This window comes from Pantoea eucrina (genome assembly GCF_020079945.1).
In the GTDB taxonomy this organism is placed as follows: domain Bacteria; phylum Pseudomonadota; class Gammaproteobacteria; order Enterobacterales; family Enterobacteriaceae; genus Pantoea; species Pantoea eucrina.
Map to the genome: position 1 here is coordinate 696,219 of NZ_CP083448.1, position 23,061 is coordinate 719,279.

Below are 23,061 nucleotides of genomic sequence, written 5' to 3' on the forward strand. Positions count from 1 at the left end.
ATGGCGCAGCTAAATTTCGCTGAACTCTGGCCTTACTGGCCGGAACTGCTGGCCGGGCTATGGGTCACTGTGCAGCTTACGGTGGTGGCTACGCTCGGTGGCGTCAGCCTCGGCATCCTCGGCGCAGCGCTGCGCAGCGGCAGGCCAGGCTGGGCCAGCCGCCTCTGGGGCGTCTATGTGGAGCTGATCCGCAATACGCCGTTTGTCGTACAGCTGTTTTTTATCGTGTTTGGCCTGCCCAACCTGGGGGTAAAACTTACCGCCGGAGAAGCTGCGCTGCTGGCGATGCTGATCAATCTCGGCGCTTACAGCACAGAGATTATCCGCGCCGGCATTCAGGTCACGCCGAAAGGACAGTGGGAAGCGGGGCGCGTGCTGGGTTTAAGCCGCGCGCAGACCTTTCTGCGCGTGGTGCTGCCACCTTCGCTACAGCGCATCTATCCGGCCCTGGTCAGTCAGTGCATCATCGTTATGCTCGGCTCATCGGTGGTGTCGCAGGTCTCTTATGAGGAGCTGACCTTTGCGGCCAATCTGATTCAGTCCCGCACATTTTTGAGTTTTGAAGTCTACCTGGTGACCACGCTGCTCTATCTGGCGTTGTCAGTTGCAATGCGTCAGCTGCTGCTGGCGCTGGGGCGTAAATGGTTTGGAGTAGAGCCGGCATGACAACCTTTACCGACTGGGACATTCTGCGCAATCTGCTGCTGGCCGCACGCTGGACGCTGCTGCTGTCGCTGGTGGCCTTCGCCGGCGGCACGCTGGTGACGCTGCCGCTGCTGCTGCTGCGCCTGCTGAAAAAGACGTGGCTGACGCGGCTGATTCAGGGCTATACCGCGCTGTTTCAGGGCACGCCGCTGCTGATGCAGCTGTTTCTCGCGTTTTTTGGCGTCGGGCTGTTTGGCGTGGACGTGGCGCCGTGGACCGCTGCCTCGCTGGCGCTGACCTTTTATACCAGCGCCTTTCTGCTCGATATCTGGTACGGCAGCATACGCGCGCTGCCAAAAGGTCAGTGGGAGGCGTCACGCTGCCTCGGCCTGAACTTCGGCCAGACGCTCTGCCGCGTCGTGGCACCGCAGGCGATCCGCATCGGCATTGCGCCGACGGTGGGCTTTGCGGTGCAGGTGATCAAAGGCACCGCGCTGGCCTCAATCATCGGTTTTATCGAGCTGACGAAAGCCGGCACTATTTTAAACAACGTCACGTATCAGCCGTTTAAGGTGTTTGGCCTCGTGGCGCTTGGCTACTTCCTGATGTGTTATCCGCTGTCGCGCTACAGCCAGTACCTGGAGAAAAAATTCCATGCCGCTCATCACCATTAATCAGGTTCAGAAATACTACGGCGAAAATCATGTCCTGAAAGGGGTTGATCTGGATATCGATAATGGCGAAGTGATCTCGATTATCGGCCGCAGCGGCTCCGGTAAAAGCACGCTGCTGCGCTGTATGAACGGGCTGGAGGGCTACCAGGAGGGCAGCATTAAGCTGGGCGGCATGACCATTACGCATCGTGAATCTCAGGCGCGTGAAATCAGCCGCTCGGTCGGTATGGTGTTCCAGAATTTCAATCTTTTTCCGCACATGACCGCGCTGGAGAATGTGATGCTGGCACCGCGCCGCGTGCTGAAAAAAAGCGCGGCGGAGTGCCGGCAGCTGGCAACAAAAATGCTGGAAAAAGTGGGGCTGGGTGAGCGACTGGACTACTACCCGGCCAGCCTCTCCGGTGGCCAGCAGCAGCGTGTGGCGATTGCCCGGGCGCTGGCGATGCAGCCAAAAGTGCTGCTCTGCGATGAGATCACCTCCGCGCTCGATCCGGAGCTGGTGGGCGAGGTGCTGAAGGTGCTGGAGCAGCTGGCGGCGGAGGGGATGACGCTGATCCTCGTGACACATGAAATGAATTTTGCCCGCGACGTGGGCGACCGGGTGGTATTTATGCATCAGGGGCGGGTGTGGGAGCAGGGCAGCAGTAAAACGCTGTTTGCGCAGCCGCAGACCGCCGAACTGAAACAGTTTATCTCGACCGTACGCCTCTGAGCGGGGCCATTAAGGAATTCACTATGGACATTCATCAGTTTTCTCAGATCAATCCGCCGCAGCGTCTGCTGATGGGGCCAGGGCCGATTAACGCCGACCCGCGCGTGCTGCGCGCCATGTCGAGCCAGCTGCTCGGGCAGTACGATCCGGCGATGACGCACTACATGAATGAAGTCATGGCGCTCTATCGCGGCATTTTTCGCACCGAAAACCGCTGGACGCTGCTGATTGACGGCACCTCACGCGCCGGCATCGAGGCGATTCTGCTTTCTGCTATCCGTCCCGGCGATCGGGTACTGGTACCGGTGTTTGGCCGTTTTGGCCATCTGCTGTGCGAGATTGCGCGGCGCTGCCGGGCGGAAGTGCATACGATTGAAGTGCCCTGGGGCGAAGTGTTCTCGCCGGATCAGATTGAGGATGCGATCAAACGGGTTAAGCCGCGCCTGCTGCTGACGGTGCAGGGTGACACGTCAACCACTATGCTGCAGCCGCTGGCGGAGCTGGGCGTTATCTGTCGCCGGTATGGCGTACTGTTCTATACCGATGCCACCGCCTCTCTGGCGGGTAACGCGCTGGAAACTGATGCCTGGGGGCTGGATGCGGTCTCTGCCGGCATGCAGAAATGCCTGGGCGGTCCCTCCGGCACCTCTCCCGTTACCCTGAGCCCGCAGATGGAGGAGATCATCCGCAAGCGTAAATGCGTGGAGGAGGGGATCCGCACGGCGGCGCATCAGGATGGTGATGACGAGATGATCTACTCCAACTATTTCGATCTCGGCATGATCATGGATTACTGGGGGCCGGAGCGGCTTAATCACCATACGGAAGCGACCAGCGCGCTGTTTGGTGCCCGCGAATGCGCGCGCATCATTTTGCAGGAGGGGCTGGATAACAGCATCGCCCGGCACAAGCTGCATGGTGACGCGCTGCTGAAAGGCATCCAGGGCATGGGACTGGAGACCTTTGGCGATCTGCAGCACAAGATGAACAACGTGCTGGGCGTTGTCATTCCGCAGGGCGTGAACGGTGACCAGGTGCGCAAACTGATGCTGGACGATTTTGGCATTGAGATCGGCACCTCATTTGGTCCGCTGCACGGCAAAGTGTGGCGCATCGGCACCATGGGCTACAACGCGCGTAAAGATTGCGTGATGCAGACCCTGAGCGCGCTTGAAGCGGTACTGCAGCACTGCGGTTTTGGTACGCCGCAGGGTGCGGCGCTGCAGGCCGCCTGGGATCGCTACGGGAGCGAAGCATGAGTGCACGCCAGATGAGCGCTGAAGAGGCGCAGTCGGCCGCCGCGCGCATTATGGCGCGTTGTGATGCGCTGGCGGAGATCAGCGAGGAGGAGGATAGCCTGACGCGCGTTTATCTCTCTCCGGAGCACCTGCGCGCTAACGCCTGCGTGGCGGAGTGGATGCAGGCGGCGGGCATGCGGACCTGGCAGGATGCCGTGGGCAATATCTGCGGCCGCTATGAGGCGGCCGAGCCGGGCGCAGCGGCGCTGCTGCTCGGTTCCCATCTTGATACCGTGCGCAACGCCGGACGCTATGACGGCATGCTGGGCGTGCTGAGCGCAATTGAAACCGTGCAGTGGCTGCACGATCGCCGGCAGCGCCTGCCGCTGGCGGTCGAGATAGTGGGTTTTGCGGATGAGGAGGGGACCCGCTTCGGCATTACGCTGCTGGGCAGCCGCGGCCTGACCGGCAGCTGGCCGGAGAGCTGGATCACTCATCCCGACGGCAACGGCATTACGGTCGCCGCCGCGATGCAGGATGCCGGGCTGGATGCCGCACAGGTAAGTCTTGCAGCACGTCATGTCAGCGAGATTGCCGCCTATCTGGAGCTGCATATCGAGCAGGGGCCCTGCCTGGAGGAGGCGGATTTAGCTCTGGGCGTGGTCACCGCCATCAACGGCGCGCGCCGCCTTAACTGCCATTTTAGCGGCGAGGCGGGACACGCCGGCACGGTGCCGATGCTGCTGCGTAAAGATGCGCTGGCCGCCGCCGCCGAGTGGATGCTGTTTATCGAACAGGCGACGCAGGCGCCGCTGGTGGCGACAACCGGCACGCTCAGCTGTCAGCCTGGCGCAGTGAATGTCATTCCGGGAGAGGTGCAGCTGTCGCTGGATATTCGCGGCCCGCAGGATGAGCCGCTGGAGCGGCACCTGTCGCAGCTGTTAACGCAGGCGCAGGCGATTGCGCTGCGGCGCGGGGTGAGCTTCAGCGCCAGCGAATATTACCGCATTGCCGCGACGCCGTGCGATAAACGGCTGCAGCAGGCGCTGGGCGCGGCGGTTGAAACCGTTCAGGGCTGCACGCTGGCACTGCCGAGCGGGGCGGGCCATGATGCAATAGCCATGGCGGAGCGCTGGCCGGTCGGTATGCTGTTTGTGCGTAACCATCGCGGTATCAGCCATCATCCGGCGGAATCGGTAAAAATGGACGACGTGGCGCTGGGCGTGCAGGCGTATCTGCAGGCGGTAACAGCGCTGGCGCAGGCATAAGGGAGCGGGCATGAAGCTGAATGAGTTTAATCAGGCGGATGAGGCTGACGCCCGTCAGGCGATCGCGCACTGCGTCGCCATTCCTGCCTGGCAGCAGGCGCTGGTGGCCGCACGGCCCTATGCGTCCCTGAGCGCGCTCGCAGAGCGGGCGCAGCAGCTGGCGCAGCGCTGGCAACAGGCGGAGCTGGATCAGGCGCTCAGCGCCCATCCGCGTATTGGTGAAGCAGCCCAGGGTACGGCGCATGAGGCCACGCTGTCGCGTCAGGAGCAGGCTGCGATGCAGCAGGCAGACCGCGACCTGCAGCTTGCGATGCGCGCAGGGAATCAGGCCTATGAAGCACGCTTTGGCCGGGTATTTCTGATCCGGGCCAGCGGACGCAGTGCGGAGCAGATGCTGGCAGAGTTGCAGCGCAGGCTTAACAATAATAAGGCGTGCGAACAGCAGGAGACGCTGGCGCAGCTGCGGGAAATTACCCTGTTACGGCTTAAGGAGAGCATCATATGAGCACCATCACCACGCATATTCTCGATACCGCGCTCGGCACACCGGCCGCAGGCGTTGCCGTCTCGCTGGAGCAGAACAGCCCGGAAGGGTGGTTTCCGGTCAGTGAAGGAGAAACCGATCGTGACGGGCGTATCAGCGATTTGACACCGGAACCCTTAGCGCCAGGGCACTACCGGCTGACGGCAGAGATTGGCGACTATTTTGCCGCTGGCGGGCGCGATGCGCTCTATGTCAGCGCGCAGATAGACTTTGTTATCGGACGGGCGGGCAGCCATTATCATCTGCCGTTTCTGATCTCCCCCTGGTCCTGGTCCACCTATCGCGGCAGCTGAACGGCCGCGCTTCATTTTGTGCAGCCTGTCACAAAACCTCTTTTTGAAAGACAAAAGCTATCAAAGCTTTCGGTCCATCCAAATATATTCTGCTCCTGAGTGCCGCTATCTTAACCGCAAAACGTGAAGCCAATGGAGCCGAATAATGAGCACGCCAGAACATAACGATAATGCTGCAGCGTCCGGAAAATGTCCTTTTCATCATGGAGCGTCAGAAGAGAAGAGCGTGCTTGCACGCGGCGCCGGCAGCGGCACCTCGAACCGCGACTGGTGGCCTAATATGCTGCGGGTCGACCTGCTGAATCAGCACTCCAGCCGCTCTAATCCGCTGGATGAAAATTTCAGCTACCGCGAAGCGTTCAGCCAGCTTGACTACGCGGCACTAAAAGCGGATATCCGCGCGCTGCTGACCGATTCACAATCCTGGTGGCCCGCCGACTGGGGCAGTTACATTGGCCTGTTTATTCGTATGGCGTGGCACAGCGCCGGTACCTACCGCACCATTGATGGCCGCGGCGGCTCCGGACGCGGACAGCAGCGCTTTGCGCCGCTCAACGCCTGGCCCGATAACGTCAGCCTTGATAAAGCACGACGCCTGCTCTGGCCGGTAAAACAGAAGTATGGCCAGAAAATTTCCTGGGCCGATCTCTACATTCTGGCGGGTAACGTCTCCCTGGAGAACGCCGGGTTCCGTACCTTTGGTTTTGGTGCCGGTCGTGAGGATGTCTGGGAGCCGGATATGGATGTGGACTGGGGCCATGAAAAAGAGTGGCTGGCGCACCGTCATCCTGAGAGCCTCGCAAATGCCCCGCTGGGCGCCACCGAAATGGGCCTGATCTATGTGAACCCTGAGGGCCCGGAAGCGAGCGGCGATCCGCGTTCTGCAGCACCGGCGATCCGCGCCACCTTTGGCAACATGGGCATGAACGATGAAGAGATCGTCGCGCTTATCGCAGGCGGGCATACGCTGGGTAAAACGCACGGGGCGGCGGCCGCCAGCCACCTTGATGTCGATCCTGAAGCCTCACCGATTGAAGCGCAGGGCTTTGGCTGGCACAACAGCTACGGCAGCGGCGCCGGCGCAGATGCCATCACCTCTGGTCTGGAAGTGGTCTGGACGCAGACGCCAACCCAGTGGAGCAACTACTTCTTTGAGAACCTGTTCAAATATGAGTGGGTGCAGACGCACAGCCCCGCGGGCGCAATTCAGTTTGAAGCGGCGGACGCAGAAGCGATCGTCCCCGATCCGTTTGATCCGGAGAAAAAGCGCAAGCCCACCATGCTGGTGACCGATCTGACGCTGCGTTTCGATCCGGAGTTTGAGAAGATCTCGCGCCGCTTCCTGAACGATCCGCAGGCGTTTAATGAAGCGTTCGCCCGCGCCTGGTTCAAGCTGACTCACCGCGATATGGGACCCAAAGCGCGCTACCTCGGCCCGGAAGTACCGAAAGAGGATCTGCTGTGGCAGGATCCGTTACCGCAGCCGGTGCATCAGCCTGGCGCTGATGATATTGCGCAGGCTAAAGCGCAGATCGCCGCGTCGGGCCTGAGCGTCAGCCAGCTGGTCTCCGTGGCCTGGGCATCCGCTTCAACGTTCCGTGGCGGCGATAAGCGCGGAGGGGCCAACGGCGCGCGTCTGGCGCTGGCACCGCAGAACGGCTGGGCGGTCAATGCCGGCGTGGTAAGCGATGTGCTGCCGGTCTTGCAGCAGATCCAGCAGGCGTCCGGCAAGCTCTCACTGGCGGATATCCTTGTGCTGGCGGGCAGCGTCGGTATTGAGCAGGCGGCAGCCGCCGCTGGCGTGGCGGTACAGGTGCCGTTTATGCCAGGCCGCGTGGATGCGCGTCAGGATCAGACCGATATTGAGTCGTTTAACGTGCTTCAGCCGCTGGCCGATGGCTTCCGTAACTATCGTCGCGTGCAGAGCGGTTCCTCAACGGAGACTCTGCTGCTGGATAAAGCGCAGCAGCTGACGCTGAGTGCGCCGGAGCTTACGGCGCTGCTGGGCGGCCTGCGCGTGCTCGGCACCAACTATGACGGCAGTCAGCACGGCGTGTTTACCGATCGCCCGGGCGTGCTGAGCAACGACTTTTTTGTCAATCTGCTCGATATGCGCACCGCATGGCGCGCCACTGATGAACGCGCGGAGCTGTTTGAAGGACGCGATCGTGAAAGCGGTGCAGTGAAATATCACGCCACGCGCGCCGATCTGGTGTTCGGCTCTAACGCCATCCTGCGCGCGCTGGCGGAAGTGTACGCCAGCAGCGATGCGAAGCAGAAATTTGTCCATGACTTTGTGGCCGCCTGGACGAAAGTGATGAACCTGGACCGTTTCGATCTGGCGTAATTATCCTGCGCTGCATCGCGCCTGACAAATCTGCAAAAAAAGAACCGGAAGCCGCGCGCTTCCGGTTTTTTATGTGACGAAAAACAGCCTGTAGCGCAGATCAGGTATGCCCAACTGGCCAGGCAAGCCGGAAAATGGAATGCTGCTGTGACGTTACCACGCAAGTGGCATTGCCGCCGTGTGCCTGCATAATAGCCCGGACGACAGAGAGCCCCAGACCACATCCTTTTGGATTCGCCTCTCTGGCACTTATCCCGCGCTGAAAAGGCTGAAACAGCAGTGGCTGAAATTCAGGTGGAATACCAGGGCCTTCATCCTGAACAAGAATGTAATTCTCTCTCTCTGTCATACCATTTTTTATCACCAGGGTGCGTGATGTGGAGTAGTGCAGCGCATTATCAAACAGCACGGTCAGGCACTGTGTCATGCGCAAAGCATCACAGACGCAGAGCTGTGGAGTGAGTTCAGTGATAACCGTAAAGCCTTTGTTTTCAAATTCCGGCGTAAATACGTCAATGGCATGTGTAATCAGCTGCTGCAAATCGGTTTCATGCGGATCCAGCAGGTAGCCAGCTCCGCCTGCAGAGCTGACCACGCGTAAATCTTCAATCAGTCTGTTTAAGCCTTCGGTTTGTCTGAGCAGCTTTTCAAACAGAAGCGGGTCGGGGCCAAAAACGCCCTCCACCAGCCCCTGTAAACGGCCGCGTAATATAGTAACCGGTGTCCTGAGTTCGTGTGCGATGGCCGCATTCCACAGATTTCTCTGCTCATCGAGCGTCTGCAGCTTCTCCGCCATTTCATTAAAATCTTTTACCAGGCTGTTGATCTCGCCCAGCATTGAGGTTGTGCAGAGCGCCCGGGCGCCTAAATCACCGGCAGATATCTTTTTCAGGCTGGAAGCAATCGTGTTCAGCGGAGTCAGTATGCGCGCAGAGAGCTTCACCGTAAAAAACAGAGAGATAACCAGACTGGAGAGCGTCATAACCAGAACCCATATCCAGTCCCACAGGTTCATAGACTCTTCTGCACCTGCTGTATTTTCGCCAGGAATATAGTCAGTGATAAAGGTATAAAACAGCCATGAGCCTGCAACTGATATAGTAACAATAATGAAAGTCAGCGACAGCATATAGGTGAGTATCTGGCGACTGAGCACAGGCTCCCGGCTCATTGACTTTCTCCCAAACGATAACCCATCCCTCTGATACTTTCCGGCACACCCATCAGACCGGCATGCTCAAGTTTTTTACGCAGTTTACTCATATGGCTATCTACCGTTCTGTCGAGTGTGTCTCCCTCAGGCAGACAGGCGTTGAGTAGCTCTTCACGGGAACAGACTTTACGTGGACTTTTTGCCAGATAGGTCAAAAGTTTAAACTCGGTTGTGGTGAGTACCGGCGTTATGACGCTCTCTCCGGCTTTAATTTCCAGATAAAAGTCGTCAGGATAAATAGTGATATGAGCTGTTCGTATTGGCCTGGCTGCCTCAGCTGGCACATTACGCGCGGCTCGTCTGAGGACAGCCTCAACCCGGGCAATGACTTCGGAAGGGTTGAAAGGTTTGATGACATAATCATCAGCCCCCAGCCTTAACCCCATCAGTTTATCGATATCCTGATCGAGAGCGGTGACCATAATAACCGGCACGTTGCTCTCTTTACGCAGCGTGGTCATGACGTTCCAGCCATCAAGCAGGGGAAGGTTGATATCCAGCAAAATCAGGTCGGGCTTTTTCAACCGGCTCAGACTGATGGCCTGCTCGCCATTGGCTGCCCGCAGGCTGCTCATGCCTGCTCGCTGCAAATAGCTCATTAATATATCTGCTATTTCATCATCATCTTCAGCAACAAGAATTAAAAAGCCGCTATTCATTTATTCTCCGAAAGAGCCAGGTAATGCTGGCTGGCCGGTAGGCAGAAGCAGGCAGCATAATCTTTTGCTCAAAAAGGTAACTGATATCTCATCAGGACAGGCTGGTTTAAAAAAAGTTTCATAAGGCTGACCCTATTTCTTTGCCGCTGCCTTATCTGCACGCGCCGGGGGATCTTAATGCTATCTCCACAAACCACAGATAAACACTCCATAGTGTAATGAGATAATGAAAAAAACAGGCATGCCTCTCTGGTTTTTCATTAATTGAGCGTAAAAGAGAACAGGATACCCGATGACAGGCGCTAACAGAGATACAGAAGAGATGAATGGCCTTCAGGATGTTTTTATCAAAAGATTACGTGTGCTGGCACCTTTTATCTCAGTTTCATGGGGACTACTTTATCTCTGGCTTATACTGGCGCACGCCGCTGACGACCGGGTATCGCATACGCTTATGGCGTCACCATTGATCTATCTCTCTATTGTGGCAGCCGCTTTACTGCTGGTGATGCAGAAGAGGTCCGGTGCATTAAAAGAGATACTCATTATTGCATTCTGGCTGCTGATGATAATGCTGTGGCTGGTGTCATTTTTCTCCAGCATGCTGAATCTGCATCCGGGATTAAATGAATTACTATTTTATTATGAATGTTTTTTGATTTTATTTTTCTGCGGCTCTCCGCTCTATCTGATGATGAGAATAATTAATGCTATTTACTAGCCGTTATTTTAAGGTTTTTTGCTCCATAATCTATCCATAAACCTCACATACAGCCTAAACAATGGCGCTTTAAACTGCCTCCCTGTCTGGTTGTCACTGCGCAACAGGTTTGTTGCGGGCAGAAGCGTGCTGTAGTCAGTTGCTGAGTATGAGATAAATATAATGCCGCTATTTTTTATTCACCGCCCGGTTTTCGCCTGGGTTATTGCTCTGTTTATCGTTCTCAGTGGCGTTTTATCGATTCCGCATCTGCCGGTTGCTCAATATCCTGCTGTTGCGCCTCCCAGCCTGATCATTTCAGTGAGCTATCCGGGCGCAAACGCAGAGGTCATGAACACCTCGGTGGTGTCGCTAATAGAGCGCGAGATAGCAGGCGTTGATCATCTGCTCTACTTTGAGTCATCCAGTGACACGACGGGCATGGCTTCCATTACGGTTACCTTTAAACCGGGTACTGATATCAAACTGGCGCAGATGGATCTGCAAAACCAGCTTAAAACGATTGAGCCACGGCTCCCGCAATCTGTCCGCCAGAATGGGATTAATGTTGAAGCGGCAAATGCCGGCTTTCTGATGATGGTGGGTCTGCAATCCCGAAACGGTGCGTTTCAGGAAGCGGATTTAAGTGATTACTTTGCCCGCAATATTGCGGACGAACTGCGGCGGGTACCGGGGGTCGGCAAAATTCAGCTGTTTGGCAGTGAAAAAGCGCTGCGCATCTGGCTGGATCCGGTACGGCTGCACGATTATAAACTTTCTGTCACGGAAGTGCTTACGGCAATCAGTCAGCAAAACGTCATTGTTTCGCCGGGTAGAACCGGCGACGAGCCAGCCATCGACGGGCAGGCGGTAACCTGGCCTATCACGGTAAGGGGCCAGCTTACGTCTGCGGAGGCGTTTGGTAATATTACCATCCGGTCCGATGCAACCGGCGCACGCCTCAGGCTTGCAGATGTGGCGCGCGTTGAATCCGGATTACAGAGCTATGCATTCGGCATACGCGATAATGGCTTGCCAGCCACGGCTGCCGCGATTCAGCTGGCACCCGGCGCTAACGCCATCAGCACTGCATCGGGCATTCATAACCGGCTTAAGGCGCTCACCGGCTCGCTGCCTGAGGGAATAAGCTTTACCGTGCCTTTTGACACCGCACCCTTTGTAAAACTCTCCATTATCAAAGTGGTGGAGACCTTTGCAGAAGCGATGGTGCTGGTATTTCTGGTTATGCTGCTCTTTCTGCATAAAATTCGCTGTACGCTTATTCCGGCTATTGTGGCACCGGTTGCGCTGCTGGGCACGTTAACCGTGATGCTGCTGTGCGGATATTCCATCAATATTCTGACAATGTTTGGCATGGTGCTGGCTATCGGCATTATTGTTGATGACGCCATTGTGGTAGTAGAAAACGTCGAGCGTCTGATGGCAGAAAAAAAGCTGTCACCCCGTGAAGCGACCCAGGAAGCGATGCGCGAGATCACGCCAGCGATCATTGGCATTACGCTGGTACTCACTGCCGTCTTCATTCCCATGGGCTTTGCCAGCGGATCAACCGGAATCATCTATCGTCAGTTCTGCATTTCGATGTCGGTGTCCATTCTGCTGTCAGCCTTTCTTGCGCTGACGCTGACGCCCGCATTGTGCGCTACTCTGCTCAGGCCGCACGATAGTCGCTTAAGCAGCGACCGGACATTTTCAGCCCGCTTTAACCGGCATTTCAATGCGCTTACGGTTCACTATGAATCGGGCATCCGCGCACTTCTCAAACGAACCGGCAGGATGATGTTGATCTATCTGGCGCTCTGTATGGCACTGCTGGCCGGTTTAGCTACGTTGCCATCCTCGTTTTTGCCTGAAGAAGATCAGGGCTATTTCATGTCGTCTCTTCAGCTGCCTTCCGACGCCACGATGCAAAGGACACTTAACGTGGTTGAAAAATTTGAGCATGAAATAGCGCAACGGCCAGCCATTAAAAATAACATCATGATCCTGGGTTTTGGCTTTTCAGGCTCTGGTCCTAACACGGCGATGGCGTTTACGACGCTGAAAGCGTCAAAGGAACGTGGCGGCAGCAGCGCGCAGGCTGAAGCGAGTTATATCCAGCAGCAGATGGAAAGCGTGGCGGATGGCGTTACGATGAGTTTGCTGCCACCTGCCATTGCCGATCTGGGAACCTCTTCAGGCTTTACCTACTATGTGCAGGATCGGGGAGGGCGGGGCTATAAAGCGCTGAAACAGGCTACCGACGAACTGATACGGCGTGCAGGCCATCATCCTGCGCTGGCAGAAGCGTATATCGACGGTTTACCGGACGGCACCAGCCTGTCGCTGAAGATCGACCGGGAAAAGGCAGAGGCGCTGGGCGTTTCATTCGACGAGATAAACCAGACTCTCTCCGTTATCGCCGGGTCCAGTTACGTCAATGATTATGTTAACCAGGGGCGGGTACAGCAGGTTATCGTCCAGGCGGATGCAGCATACCGCATGCAGCCTGAGCAGCTGCTGCAGAGCTGGGTCAAAAACCGCAGCGGCCAGATGGTGGCACTATCCAGCTTTGCGTCGATCGGCTGGGGCGTTGCGCCGCAACAGCTGAATCGCTATCAGGGCTATCCCGCTATCCGTATTACCGGCAGCGCTGCGCCCGGCGTCTCCAGCGGCACCGCCATGCAGGTCATTGACCAGCTGGCGCAACATTTACCGGAGGGGTTTGCTGGCGAGTGGGCCGGCAGTTCGCTGCAGGAAAAGGCGTCTGCAAAACAGCTTCCGTTACTGATTGTGCTTTCCGTGTTGGTGGTATTTATGGTGCTGGCAGCGCTCTATGAAAGCTGGTCTGTGCCAGTGGCCGTTATGTTGGTTGTACCGCTCGGGCTGATAGGGGCTGTAATTGCGGTTGCCATGGCACAGATGACGAATGACGTATTCTTTAAAGTCGGACTGATTACCCTGATTGGGCTTTCGGCCAAAAATGCCATCCTGATTATAGAATTTGCCCGCCATTTACGGCAACAGGGTGAGACCCTGACGGTGGCGATTCTGACTGCGTCAAAACAGCGCCTGCGTCCGATTATAATGACCTCCCTGGCCTTTACGCTTGGCGTTGTTCCACTCATGCTTGCCAGTGGCGCAAGCGATAGTACACAGCATGCCATCGGCACAGGCGTATTTGGCGGTATGATCAGCGGTACGCTACTGACAATATTTTTTGTACCCGTATTTTTTACCATAGTGATGCGTTTTGTTAAGAAAAGGGCGGAGTAGCACAGTGGTATCTGCAGACAAGCTTCAGTAATCAATCGTTTTATCACATGGTAGCGCGAGGCATAATGAATATTATTACCACTTCAAGACTGATTATTCGTCGCTTTTGTCGGGACGATGGCACAGCATTATTCAGTTATCTTCATGAGCCGGCCACTCCCTGCTTTTATGATGAAAGAGTAGCGTCGCTGGCGGCTGCTTATCTGGAAGCGGAAAAACGATCGACAGATAAAAGTCAGTTTGCCGTATGCCTGCAAGAGAACAATCAGTTAATAGGCCATCTTTTTGCTGAGAACGGGAATGATGAACCTGACAGGCACACCTGGTCAGCGGGCTGGCATTTCTCTCCGGCATTTCACGGTCAGGGATATGCCCGTGAATCGGTGGCGGCACTGTTTGATTATCTTTTTAAGCAGAAATATGCCCGGCGGATTTATGCCTGGGTGGAAGATTATAATGTTCCTTCGCGCAATCTCTGCGTTCGCTTACATATGCGGCAGGAAGCGTGCTTTAAAGAGTTCGTCAGTTTCATCACTGAACATGGTGAGGCGCGTTATGACGATACGCTGGTGTATGCCATTCTAAAAAAAGAATGGGATGCGAAGCGAAATAAAAATAATGGCGATAATGCTTAGTGAAAGAGTGAACTTTTTTTATAGAGTAAAGACTAATATCTGTCATCAGAAATGATGCAATATATTCAAATAATAGATTCCATTCAAAGGGTGAATGCGCTATTTAGCGCTATTCGCCAGGGCAGCTTATGTCTGCTGTGTCATAATTAAAGAGAAAAGAGATGAAAAAAATACTGGTTACAGGGGCTACCGGCTTTTTGGGTGGTGCTATTGCTGCTGAGTTAATGATAAATGAGAACCCAGAGAGATTGCTTCTTCTTGCGCGAGGCGATGCAGAGAGTAGTGCCCTGGAACGGGTTAAGGAGAATTTAGCTAAGTTTGGCATCAGCCCCGCTCAGCTAAATACCATTTCAGCGCAACAAATCATAGAAGGCGATTTATCAAAGCCGGAAACTTTTATTGCAGACCTCAGGCTGAACGATGTGGAAAAGGTGATTAACTGTGCCGCTATCGCTTCCTTTGGTAATAATCCGTTAATCTGGAAAGTAAACGTTGAGGGCACGTTTCAGCTTGCCAGCCGCATGAGTAAAGTAAAGGGATTAAAACGCTTTATTCATGTGGGTACAGCAATGTCATGTACGCCTGAACCTGACAGCCATGTGACAGAAGCGATCGCGCCCACGCAAAGAAAAGATCATATTGTAGAGTATACCTGGAGCAAATCGACGGTAGAGCAGATGATAAAAGAGCACCTGCCGGGATTCCCGTTAATTATTGCACGCCCCTCTATTGTTGTAGGGCATACTGAGCATGGGTGTATTCCCTCCGCCAGCATTTTTTGGGTGTTTCGCATGGCGCTCAGACTGGGCAAGTTCATGTGCAACCTTGATGACAAAATCGATGTTATACCGGTAGATTACTGCGCCAAAACCATAGTCAGGCTGCTTCAGGCAGCTGAACTCGATCATCCGGTTTATCATATCTCCTCCGGTAGAGAGAGCAGCGTAACGTTTGCAGAGATTGATCGTGCTATGGCGCTGGCTTCAGGCTCCCGACCCGTCTCGGCCGATTATAAAAAAGTCGGCTATAAAGAGTTATCCCGGGAAAAGCATAATTTCAAAACGCTTTTTGGCGACTGTAATGAAAGGATCGTACTGAAATCTATGAGTCTGTATGGCGAGTTTTCAAAGTTAAACGTGACTTTTGATAATGAAAAAATCCTGAAGCTCGGCATGCCAGCCTCACCAAGATTTACCGATTATATTGCGGTCTGCCATAACTCAGTAAAAGAAAAATCACTTTCTGAATTGATGGCTGTCGATTTCAAATAACATGAATGCTTAATAGGGTAGTGCTATATTTAAGCACTACCCTGAATGCCGCTCGGGAACATTTACGCCTGAAGTTAACCCTTTTTCAGGGTATCTTTTTAACGGCAGTGCTGAGCTTATTAACCGCGGTTATGGTAGGTATAAGCTGCCTGACAACCCGGTTCCAGCGCGTCAGTGGCGTTGCGGTAACATAGACAATATCATAGGGCTGTAGTTTGAAATCACTGGCCAGTGCCATCGCTGCCGCATTTTTCAGGTTGATTTGATAAATATCAGCCAGTCTTTTTTCTGCTGGCGCCTTTAATTGCCTGATGACAAAAACGCCTGTGGCGTCAGCCGTAGTCTGATCTATTCCCCGCGCACTGCTGATAGCCTCTGTCAGCGTCATGCCGCTTCTGTCCATCAGTAATGTTTTTTGCGCGCCGGTTTCACCCATGACAAAAATTTTGCGGGAATCATTACGCGGAATGTAAAGAATATCGCCATGATGCAACAGCGCATTTTGTGTCAGGTCGCCCTTCTCTAACAGCAATTTAAGAGATATCGGATACTGCACGGCATCATGCGTCAGTGTGACATTTTCCCAGTCCGCCTCTTTCGTCAGGCCGCCTGCGGCATTGATGGCGTCAAGCACGGTCAGAGGAATATGAGTAATGGGCTGCTGGCCGGAGCGAACGACTTCACCACTCACATACGCTTTCCGGGAGCGAAAAGCGGCTATTTTCACATCAACCTGCGGGGATTCAATGTAGTGGTGAAGTCGTGCAGTTATCTCCGTCCTGACCTGTTCTGTGGTTTTATTAAGAACGTAGATGCTGCCCGTATAGGGAAAATAGAGGGTGCCGTTAGGTCGGACAGTGCTGCCGGTTTCCGTTGAGTCACGATACTGACCCGCCGGAGACGTAATTTCCGGATGATCCCAGACGGTAATACTCAGTACATCACCTACGCCGATGCGATAAGAATAATCGTCTTCCGGCAGCCGGAAAATATGTTTTGAACGGTTTTGCTGACCGGCTTCATTAAGCTGTTGCAGCATTACCGGACTTAACAGAGTGACCCTGACCAGCGCGTTAATGTCAGAGCGCTCGCGGTTATCGTTAACCAGCGTTTTATTGGCCAGCGGCAGGTCCTGACCTGGCTGCACGGTACAGCCACAAAGTATTAACGCAACACTGAGCGCTGAATGGCGAAATAGTCGCAATTTACTCTTCATTAATCCGGTCCATAAAAAAGTGCACAACAGCAAGGGTTTTCAGAAATTATCAGTAGCGGCCAGCTATCACGCTGCAAAGCGCTCTGCAGCGGACTGGCGATACAGATGGTGATAACTAGCTGGTATACCGAAGTAGTGCGGATTACTGATGCAGGATTTATGGAGGGAAAATGCAGGCCTGAAAAAGCAGCGTTGTTAACGCTGCTTTTTCGCCGGATAAACTAAATCCGATAAATAAAAATCAGCGGCTGATTGCCTGTTGTCAGCCGCAGTCGCTCAGCCCAGCGTCCACGTATCAGCATCGCGCCACGCCGGAAAGCGCTCGCGGTACGCCTGCAGCGCCTCCAGCGACAGCTCCGCATCCAGACGTGCCGGGGTGAACGGTTCAGCGGCTGCGAGGATCTCCCCCTGCGGTGAGATAATCTGGCTGTCGCCGCGGTAGCGATGATGATTGCCGTCGCTGCCCACCCGGTTACAGCCGGCGATATACGCCTGATTTTCGATGGCGCGCGCCATCAGCAGCGCCTGCCAGTGATGCGCGCGTGGAGCCGGCCAGTTGGCCACATAGAGCGCCAGATCGTAATCGTTGCGGTTGCGGGAAAACACCGGAAAGCGCAGGTCGTAGCAAATCTGCGGCAGAATGCGCCAGCCGCGCCAGTAAACCAGCTCCCGGCGTTCGCCCGGCAGATAGTGCTGATGCTCCTCCGCCATACGAAACAGATGGCGTTTGTCATACTGATGCAGCGTGCCGTCTGGCTCCACCAGCAGAAACCGGTTTACCGCACCCGCTTCTGTCTGAATGGCCGCGCTGCCGCCGATCAGCGCCTGGGTGGCCCGCGCGTGATGCTGCAGCCAGGCCACCACCTCCTGCTGCGGCAGCGAAGCCTGTGCCGCCTCCATGGCAAAGCCGGTCGTAAACATCTCCGGCAGCACAATCACATCGCGTCCGCTCAGTTTTTCCAGCAGCCGATCAAAGTGACGCAGGTTAGCGGCGCCGTTCATCCAGCTCAGCGGCTGCTGCAGCAGGGTCATCTTCAAAGTTTGCACAGGCGCTCCGCGGCGGCGTCAAGCGTCGCCTCTTGTTTGGCAAAGCACAGGCGGATCAGCCGGTGCGGGAAAGGATCAGCGCAGAACACCGACAGCGGGATAGCAGCGACGCCCGCCTCTCTGGTCAGCCACTCGCAGAAGCTGACGTCATCGAGATCGGAGATCGCGCTGTAGTCCAGCAGTAAAAAATAGGTGCCTTCACAGGGTAATACCTGAAAGCGACTGGCTGCCAGCGCCTGCGTCAGACGATCGCGCCGCGCGCGGTAAAACTCAGGCAGCGTCCGGTAGTGTTCCGGCTGCTGACGCAGCATATCCGCCAGCGCCAGCTGGGCCGGAGTATTGACGGAAAAGGTCAGGTACTGATGTACCTTACGCAGCTCGGCGCTGATAGCGGGTGGCGCTATGGCGTAGCCCACTTTCCAGCCGGTCATATGATACGTCTTGCCAAATGAGGAGACGGTGACCGCGCGCTGGTGCAGTCCGGCATGCGCCAGCACGCTGGCGTGGCCTGCCGTGCTGAAACAGATATGCTCATACACTTCATCGCTCAGCACATAAATCTCCCGATCCGCAATCGCCTGCCACAGCGCCTCCAGATCGCTCTGCTGCCAGACGGTAGCGGAGGGATTGTGCGGCGTATTCAGGATCACCAGCCGCGTACGTGCGCTGAGCCGATCGCGAAACGCAGGCCAGGGGACGCGAAACTCAGGCGGCTGCAGGGCGATGCGCTGCATCACGCCGCCCGCCAGCGTTACCGCGGGCGCATAGCTGTCGTAGCTGGGGTCAAAGCAGATCACTTCGTCGCCGGGGCGCACCAGCGCGGTAATGGCAGCGTAGAGCGCTTCCGTCGCCCCGCTGGTCACGGTAATGTCGCTGCCAGCGTCGGGCCGGTAGCCATAAAGCCCGGCGGTTTTATCCGCGATGGCGTCGCGCAGTTCCGGCGTGCCGATCATCGGCGCATACTGATTAGCTCCCTGACTGACGTGATGCGCCAGCCGCGCCTGCAGCAGGGCGGGGCCGCTGAAATCGGGAAATCCCTGAGAAAGGTTAATGGCGCTGTGCCTGGCGGCAAGCGCGCTCATCTGCGTAAAGATCGTGGTGCCGGTCGCGGGAAGCTTGCTGTCGGGAATAAGATCAAATGGCGTCATAGTAAGCTGGCCTTGCGCGTAAGCAGCGTGATAAGAAACCCTGTATTGCTGACACTATAATCAGGATGCTACTCTTTGGCAATCGAGACGCTTAGATGGCTAAATGCAGCTTTTACAGGAGCAGGTAATGGCACAACCTCATGACAACAGCGCCGCCGGCGAGGCGCTGGCGCAGACTTTGCTGGCGGCATCAACCGGGATAAATGACGGAGCGGCACGCCGGCTGGCGGAACAGCTGTTCAACTGGCAGCCCGCGACGGTGCCGGTTACGCTGCAGGCGCTGGCGGCCGAACTGCAGCAGGATGAGGCGCTGCAGCAAATCCTCGGTGTATTGCGCTGGCGTTTCCTTACCCGTCCTGAAACGCAGCTGCCTGAGCACGGCTGCGCTGCGCCTGTCGGTTTTGCCGTCAGCGGGGCGTTAAGCGATCTGCTGATCCACTACTGCGCTGCCCCCGGCCAGCTGCCGCTGCGCGAAGCCGCCGATGCGCGCGAGCAGCATCTGCAGGCGGTTCAGCAGCTGTGGCGCGGATTTTCCGCCAGCTTTCGTCGCCGGGTGGGCAGCGAAGCGCTCTTCAGCTGGCCCGGATGTGACCAGCTGCTGCTGCAGTCGGTCTGGCATGACGCTCTCGGCTACAGCGGTGCAGCGCTGATCCGGCGCAGCCTCAGCGCTATCACGCTGAGTGATTTTTCCGGTATTGATGATGAGGAGATGCGCAACGCCTGTCTGCACAGCGCGCTGGCGCTGGGGCGCACCCTGATGCTGGCCGCTGACCATATTGCGGATGAAGAGGCGCTGGTTGCTCGCATTCGCCAGGCCGCGTAGGCGCTGGCGCAGGCAAAAAAAACGCCTCCGTAAGGAGGCGTCTGGCACCTGGTGTCGGGATTATGCCGCTTCGCTGGGCTGCGCCCGCGGCCGGGGTTGTGGCTTCGGTGCGGCCAGGGCTTCCGGCACGAACTCATCCACATTAATGGCTTTCAGCCGGCTTGCTTCTGCGCGGATCAGCACCTGCGCTTCGCTCTCGTCGATCAGCTCCTCTTTCAGCGCCCGCTGCGCCAGCGCATCAAGGCGGGTAAAGGAGAGATGCTTTTTCTGTTGCTGACAGAGGCGATCGTGGATCACTTCTGCCGCCATCACATCCTGCAGCGCCTGCTCCAGCTGGCCCGCCGGATTATGCTCAGCTGGCGTCAGATACTGACCGCGGCCAAGGCGGGAGCGGGTGGCAGAAGGCAGCTGCAGCAGCTTCGCCAGTTTATGATCAAGTTTGTCTGACGGCGGCAGGCAGCGTTTGCCGCCGGCGAAGATAGCCAGGCGCAGCGCACCGGCGGCCAGACGGTTCGGGAAGTTACGCAGCAGATCGTCCATCGCCACTTCTGCCTGATGCAGCGCATCCTGCACGCCCCAGTGCACCAGCGGCAGATCGGCCTCATGGCGGCCTTCTTCGTCATAGCGTTTCAGCGTGGCGGAGGCCAGATACATCTGGCTCAGCACATCGCCAAGGCGGGCAGAGATGCGCTCGCGCCGCTTCAGGCTGCCGCCGAGCACCGCCATGGAAATATCGGAGAGCAGCGCCAGGTTCGCGCTCAGACGATTAAGCTGCTGATAGTAGTGGCGCGTGGCGTCACGCGTCGGCGCGGCGCTGGTGCGGCCGTTGGTCAGGCCGAGCCACAGGCTGCGTACCGCGCTGCTGCCGACGTGACCGATATGGCTGAACAGCGCGTGGTCAAAGCGGGAGAGATCGTTCTTCGCCGCCGCGTCCATCTCTTTAAGCACCCAGGGATGGCAGCGAATGGCACCCTGGCCGAAGATAATCATGCTGCGCGTCAGGATATTAGCGCCCTCAACCGTAATGGCGATTGGCGCACCCTGATAGGCGCGGGCGAGGAAGTTGTTATCTCCGAGCATAATGCCTTTGCCGCCCGCGATATCCATCGCGTCAATAATGGCGCGCTGGCCGCGGTGGGTGCAGTGATACTTCACAATCGCAGAGAGCACGGCGGGCTTTTCACCCTGCATAATGCCGGTGGTGATCAGCGTGGCGGCCGCGTCCATAACGTAAGCATTACCGGCAATACGCGCCAGCGGCTCTTCAATACCTTCCATTTTACCAATCGCCACTTTGAACTGACGGCGGATGTGCGCATAAGCGCCGGTGGCCAGCGCCACGCTTTTCAGACTGCCGGTGGAGTTAGAGGGCAGGGTGATGCCGCGCCCGACCGAGAGGCACTCGACCAGCATGCGCCAGCCCTGACCGGCCATCGCCGGGCCGCCGATGATATAGTCAATCGGCACGAAAATGTTGTTGCCGCGCGTCGGGCCGTTCTGGAACGGCACGTTGAGCGGGAAGTGGCGATTACCAATCTCCACGCCCGGCGTATGGGTCGGGATCAGTGCACAGGTAATTCCCGGCTCCGGGTTATCGCCCAGCAGACCATCGGGATCGGAGAGTTTAAACGCCAGGCCCAGCACGGTGGCGACCGGTGCCAGCGTAATATAGCGTTTGTTCCAGGTCAGGCGCATGCCCAGCACCTGCTGACCCTGCCACTCGCCCATGCAGACCACCCCGGTATCAGGAATGGCGCCCGCATCAGAACCCGCTTCCGGGCTGGTCAGGGCAAAGCAGGGGATCTCATCGCCGCGTGCCAGACGGGGCAGATAGTGATCTTTCTGCTCCTCAGTACCGTAATGCTGCAGCAGTTCGCCCGGTCCCAGAGAGTTCGGTACGCCGACGGTGATTGCCAGAATACCGGAGACGCCAGCCAGCTTCTGCAACACGCGCGCCTGCGCATAAGCGGAAAACTCCAGTCCGCCATACTCTTTTTTGATGATCATGGCGAAAAAGCGGTGCTGCTTCAGATAGGCCCACAGCTCCGGCGGCAAATCGGCCAGCTCATGAGTAATCGCGAAGTCGTTTGCCATACGGCACGCTTCCTCAACCGGACCATCCAGAAACGCCTGCTCCTCAGCGGTGAGGTGCGGGCGCGGATAGTTGTGCAGCTTCTGCCAGTCCGGCTTGCCCTGAAACAGGTCGCCTTCCCACCAGGTCGTGCCGGCATCGATCGCTTCCTGCTCTGTGCGTGACATCGGCGGCATGACGTTACGAAAGCCCCGCAGGGCTGGTTTTGAAAACAGGCGCTGGCGCAGCGACGTCAGGTTAAGCGGCAGCAGGAGCAGCGCCAGCGGCAGCAGCAGCCAGGCGCTCCAGAGGCCGGTTAAGGCCATGGCAGCGGTCCAGAGCAGCAGGATGGCGCTGCTCAGACGCAGAGATATCTGATGATAAAAGAGGGCGCTAACCAGCAGTAGCGTCGCCACAATGGAAACCAGCAGCATAGTGAATCGCTCCGTAAGTAGTAAGAGGTCTGACCTGTTAGTCACAGGTTTAGAGCAGCCGCTCTTAATAAGCAATTCCTTTACATCACAATTACAACCAGGCTCACAAAATCATCGCGGCTGGCGCATTTATCGCCTGGCTACGCTGTGGCAGACGCGTTTTCACTGCTGCCAGCGCTTTGCGCCCCTGTGGCATTCCGTTAAACTTGCCGGGTTAACCTCTCCGCTAAAGGATATCTCTTATGTATCAGGACATCATTCGCTCGGAACTCAACGAAGCCGCCGACACCCTGACCCGATTTTTGAGTGACGACGCGAACATCCACGCTATTCAGCGCGCTGCGGTGCTGCTGGCAGACAGTTTCAAAGCGGGCGGAAAAGTGCTCTCCTGCGGTAACGGGGGATCGCACTGTGACGCGATGCATTTTGCCGAGGAGCTGACCGGCCGCTATCGCGAAAATCGTCCTGGCTACCCGGCGATTGCGATTTCTGATGTCAGCCATCTCTCCTGCGTCAGCAACGACTTCGGCTATGACCATGTGTTTTCGCGCTACGTGGAAGCGGTCGGGCGCGAAGGCGATGTGCTGCTGGGGCTCTCCACTTCCGGCAACTCCGCTAACATCATCAAAGCGATTGAGGCCGCGCGCGCGCAGGGAATGAAAGTGATCACCCTGACCGGCAAAGATGGCGGCAAAATGGCGGGCAGTGCGGATATTGAGATCCGGGTTCCGTATTTCGGCTATGCCGATCGCATTCAGGAGATCCACATTAAAGTGATCCATATCCTGATGCTGCTGATTGAAAAAGAGATGGTTAAGTAATTTACGCTGCCTTCCTGCATGCCGGG

General features: G+C 56.5%; 20 protein-coding genes. 14 read left to right on the plus strand and 6 right to left on the minus strand.

The window, feature by feature from the left end; genetic code table 11:
- The 8 genes from LAC65_RS03160 to katG all read left to right on the plus strand — a co-directional run bounded on the left by LAC65_RS03160 (position 1) and on the right by katG (position 7,721).
- Positions 1-666, plus strand: coding sequence for an amino acid ABC transporter permease (locus LAC65_RS03160; protein WP_039382832.1), 666 nt, complete (start codon positions 1-3; stop codon positions 664-666).
- The gene (locus LAC65_RS03165) at positions 663-1,319 is read left to right on the plus strand and encodes an amino acid ABC transporter permease (protein ID WP_039382833.1); all 657 of its coding nucleotides are present in this window, start codon (positions 663-665) and stop codon (positions 1,317-1,319) included. The genes LAC65_RS03160 and LAC65_RS03165 overlap by 4 nt, the downstream gene beginning before the upstream one ends.
- Entirely contained in the window at positions 1,300-2,031 is a 732-nt protein-coding gene (locus LAC65_RS03170; RefSeq protein WP_039382834.1) for an amino acid ABC transporter ATP-binding protein, read from the plus strand. The genes LAC65_RS03165 and LAC65_RS03170 overlap by 20 nt, the downstream gene beginning before the upstream one ends.
- A gap of 23 nt (positions 2,032-2,054) precedes the next feature.
- Positions 2,055-3,290, plus strand: a complete 1,236-nt coding sequence (locus LAC65_RS03175) for a pyridoxal-phosphate-dependent aminotransferase family protein (protein WP_039382836.1) — start codon at positions 2,055-2,057, stop codon at positions 3,288-3,290.
- Positions 3,287-4,537: an allantoate amidohydrolase gene (gene hpxK / locus LAC65_RS03180; RefSeq protein WP_039382838.1), complete on the plus strand. Its 1,251-nt coding sequence runs from the start codon at positions 3,287-3,289 to the stop codon at positions 4,535-4,537. The genes LAC65_RS03175 and hpxK overlap by 4 nt, the downstream gene beginning before the upstream one ends.
- Positions 4,538-4,547: 10 nt before the next feature.
- The gene (uraD, locus tag LAC65_RS03185; protein WP_039382840.1) at positions 4,548-5,042 is read left to right on the plus strand and encodes a 2-oxo-4-hydroxy-4-carboxy-5-ureidoimidazoline decarboxylase; all 495 of its coding nucleotides are present in this window, start codon (positions 4,548-4,550) and stop codon (positions 5,040-5,042) included.
- A complete protein-coding gene (gene uraH, locus LAC65_RS03190) occupies positions 5,039-5,374 on the plus strand; it encodes a hydroxyisourate hydrolase (protein WP_039382842.1) in 336 nt (111 codons plus the stop codon). The genes uraD and uraH overlap by 4 nt, the downstream gene beginning before the upstream one ends.
- A 145-nt stretch (positions 5,375-5,519) precedes the next feature.
- Positions 5,520-7,721, plus strand: a complete 2,202-nt coding sequence (gene katG / locus LAC65_RS03195; protein WP_039382843.1) for a catalase/peroxidase HPI — start codon at positions 5,520-5,522, stop codon at positions 7,719-7,721.
- 100 nt (positions 7,722-7,821) lie between these two features.
- Here the strand turns inward: katG and LAC65_RS03200 are convergent, their stop codons facing one another.
- Both LAC65_RS03200 and LAC65_RS03205 read right to left on the minus strand, forming a co-directional pair.
- Positions 7,822-8,892 carry an ATP-binding protein gene (locus LAC65_RS03200; RefSeq protein ID WP_071668483.1) on the minus strand — a complete coding sequence of 357 codons (1,071 nt, stop codon included), beginning with the start codon at positions 8,890-8,892 and terminating at the stop codon, positions 7,822-7,824.
- Entirely contained in the window at positions 8,889-9,593 is a 705-nt protein-coding gene (locus LAC65_RS03205; RefSeq protein WP_039382845.1) for a response regulator, read from the minus strand. The genes LAC65_RS03200 and LAC65_RS03205 overlap by 4 nt, the downstream gene beginning before the upstream one ends.
- 292 nt (positions 9,594-9,885) lie before the next feature.
- On the opposite strand from LAC65_RS03205, the gene LAC65_RS03210 reads away from it, so the two are divergent.
- From LAC65_RS03210 to LAC65_RS03225, 4 genes are all read left to right on the plus strand, one after another.
- Positions 9,886-10,314, plus strand: a complete 429-nt coding sequence (locus tag LAC65_RS03210) for a hypothetical protein (protein ID WP_052246468.1) — start codon at positions 9,886-9,888, stop codon at positions 10,312-10,314.
- Between the two features lie 162 nt (positions 10,315-10,476).
- Positions 10,477-13,569 carry a multidrug efflux RND transporter permease subunit gene (locus LAC65_RS03215; protein WP_039382846.1) on the plus strand — a complete coding sequence of 1,031 codons (3,093 nt, stop codon included), beginning with the start codon at positions 10,477-10,479 and terminating at the stop codon, positions 13,567-13,569.
- Positions 13,570-13,634: 65 nt separating this feature from the next.
- On the plus strand, positions 13,635-14,204 hold the full coding sequence (locus tag LAC65_RS03220; RefSeq protein ID WP_039382847.1) for a GNAT family N-acetyltransferase: 570 nt from the start codon (positions 13,635-13,637) through the stop codon (positions 14,202-14,204).
- A gap of 161 nt (positions 14,205-14,365) precedes the next feature.
- The gene (locus LAC65_RS03225; RefSeq protein WP_039382849.1) at positions 14,366-15,475 is read left to right on the plus strand and encodes an SDR family oxidoreductase; all 1,110 of its coding nucleotides are present in this window, start codon (positions 14,366-14,368) and stop codon (positions 15,473-15,475) included.
- Between the two features lie 85 nt (positions 15,476-15,560).
- Here LAC65_RS03225 and LAC65_RS03230 read toward each other — a convergent pair whose 3' ends face one another.
- The 3 genes from LAC65_RS03230 to LAC65_RS03240 form a co-directional block, all read right to left on the minus strand.
- Complete coding sequence (locus LAC65_RS03230) at positions 15,561-16,691, minus strand: polysaccharide export protein (RefSeq protein WP_052246469.1); 1,131 nt, start codon at positions 16,689-16,691, stop codon at positions 15,561-15,563.
- A gap of 276 nt (positions 16,692-16,967) precedes the next feature.
- On the minus strand, positions 16,968-17,738 hold the full coding sequence (locus tag LAC65_RS03235; RefSeq protein WP_144380266.1) for an amidohydrolase: 771 nt from the start codon (positions 17,736-17,738) through the stop codon (positions 16,968-16,970).
- Entirely contained in the window at positions 17,726-18,886 is a 1,161-nt protein-coding gene (locus LAC65_RS03240) for a pyridoxal phosphate-dependent aminotransferase (protein WP_039382853.1), read from the minus strand. Before LAC65_RS03240 ends, LAC65_RS03235 begins: the two co-directional genes overlap by 13 nt.
- A gap of 127 nt (positions 18,887-19,013) precedes the next feature.
- On the opposite strand from LAC65_RS03240, the gene LAC65_RS03245 reads away from it, so the two are divergent.
- A complete protein-coding gene (locus LAC65_RS03245) occupies positions 19,014-19,709 on the plus strand; it encodes a hypothetical protein (RefSeq protein WP_052246470.1) in 696 nt (231 codons plus the stop codon).
- Between the two features lie 60 nt (positions 19,710-19,769).
- Here LAC65_RS03245 and fadE read toward each other — a convergent pair whose 3' ends face one another.
- Positions 19,770-22,214, minus strand: coding sequence for an acyl-CoA dehydrogenase FadE (gene fadE, locus LAC65_RS03250; RefSeq protein ID WP_039382855.1), 2,445 nt, complete (start codon positions 22,212-22,214; stop codon positions 19,770-19,772).
- Positions 22,215-22,456: 242 nt separating this feature from the next.
- Here fadE and lpcA point away from each other — a divergent pair, with 242 nt between their 5' ends.
- The gene (gene lpcA, locus LAC65_RS03255; protein ID WP_039382859.1) at positions 22,457-23,035 is read left to right on the plus strand and encodes a D-sedoheptulose 7-phosphate isomerase; all 579 of its coding nucleotides are present in this window, start codon (positions 22,457-22,459) and stop codon (positions 23,033-23,035) included.
- Positions 23,036-23,061 lie beyond the last annotated feature (26 nt).

Bases quoted from the DNA above. Each gene is read 5' to 3' on its own strand.
- fadE (WP_039382855.1), bottom strand. From the start codon at position 22,214: ATGCTGCTGGTTTCCATTGTGGCGACGCTACTGCTGGTTAGCGCCCTC.
- uraH (WP_039382842.1), top strand. From the start codon at position 5,039: ATGAGCACCATCACCACGCATATTCTCGATACCGCGCTCGGCACACCG.
- LAC65_RS03215 (WP_039382846.1), top strand. From the start codon at position 10,477: ATGCCGCTATTTTTTATTCACCGCCCGGTTTTCGCCTGGGTTATTGCT.
- hpxK (WP_039382838.1), top strand. From the start codon at position 3,287: ATGAGTGCACGCCAGATGAGCGCTGAAGAGGCGCAGTCGGCCGCCGCG.
- LAC65_RS03175 (WP_039382836.1), top strand. From the start codon at position 2,055: ATGGACATTCATCAGTTTTCTCAGATCAATCCGCCGCAGCGTCTGCTG.
- LAC65_RS03225 (WP_039382849.1), top strand. From the start codon at position 14,366: ATGAAAAAAATACTGGTTACAGGGGCTACCGGCTTTTTGGGTGGTGCT.
- lpcA (WP_039382859.1), top strand. From the start codon at position 22,457: ATGTATCAGGACATCATTCGCTCGGAACTCAACGAAGCCGCCGACACC.
- LAC65_RS03165 (WP_039382833.1), top strand. From the start codon at position 663: ATGACAACCTTTACCGACTGGGACATTCTGCGCAATCTGCTGCTGGCC.
- LAC65_RS03220 (WP_039382847.1), top strand. From the start codon at position 13,635: ATGAATATTATTACCACTTCAAGACTGATTATTCGTCGCTTTTGTCGG.
- LAC65_RS03200 (WP_071668483.1), bottom strand. From the start codon at position 8,892: ATGAGCCGGGAGCCTGTGCTCAGTCGCCAGATACTCACCTATATGCTG.
- LAC65_RS03160 (WP_039382832.1), top strand. From the start codon at position 1: ATGGCGCAGCTAAATTTCGCTGAACTCTGGCCTTACTGGCCGGAACTG.
- LAC65_RS03245 (WP_052246470.1), top strand. From the start codon at position 19,014: ATGGCACAACCTCATGACAACAGCGCCGCCGGCGAGGCGCTGGCGCAG.
- LAC65_RS03205 (WP_039382845.1), bottom strand. From the start codon at position 9,593: ATGAATAGCGGCTTTTTAATTCTTGTTGCTGAAGATGATGATGAAATA.
- LAC65_RS03230 (WP_052246469.1), bottom strand. From the start codon at position 16,691: ATGAAGAGTAAATTGCGACTATTTCGCCATTCAGCGCTCAGTGTTGCG.
- uraD (WP_039382840.1), top strand. From the start codon at position 4,548: ATGAAGCTGAATGAGTTTAATCAGGCGGATGAGGCTGACGCCCGTCAG.
- LAC65_RS03240 (WP_039382853.1), bottom strand. From the start codon at position 18,886: ATGACGCCATTTGATCTTATTCCCGACAGCAAGCTTCCCGCGACCGGC.
- katG (WP_039382843.1), top strand. From the start codon at position 5,520: ATGAGCACGCCAGAACATAACGATAATGCTGCAGCGTCCGGAAAATGT.
- LAC65_RS03210 (WP_052246468.1), top strand. From the start codon at position 9,886: ATGACAGGCGCTAACAGAGATACAGAAGAGATGAATGGCCTTCAGGAT.
- LAC65_RS03170 (WP_039382834.1), top strand. From the start codon at position 1,300: ATGCCGCTCATCACCATTAATCAGGTTCAGAAATACTACGGCGAAAAT.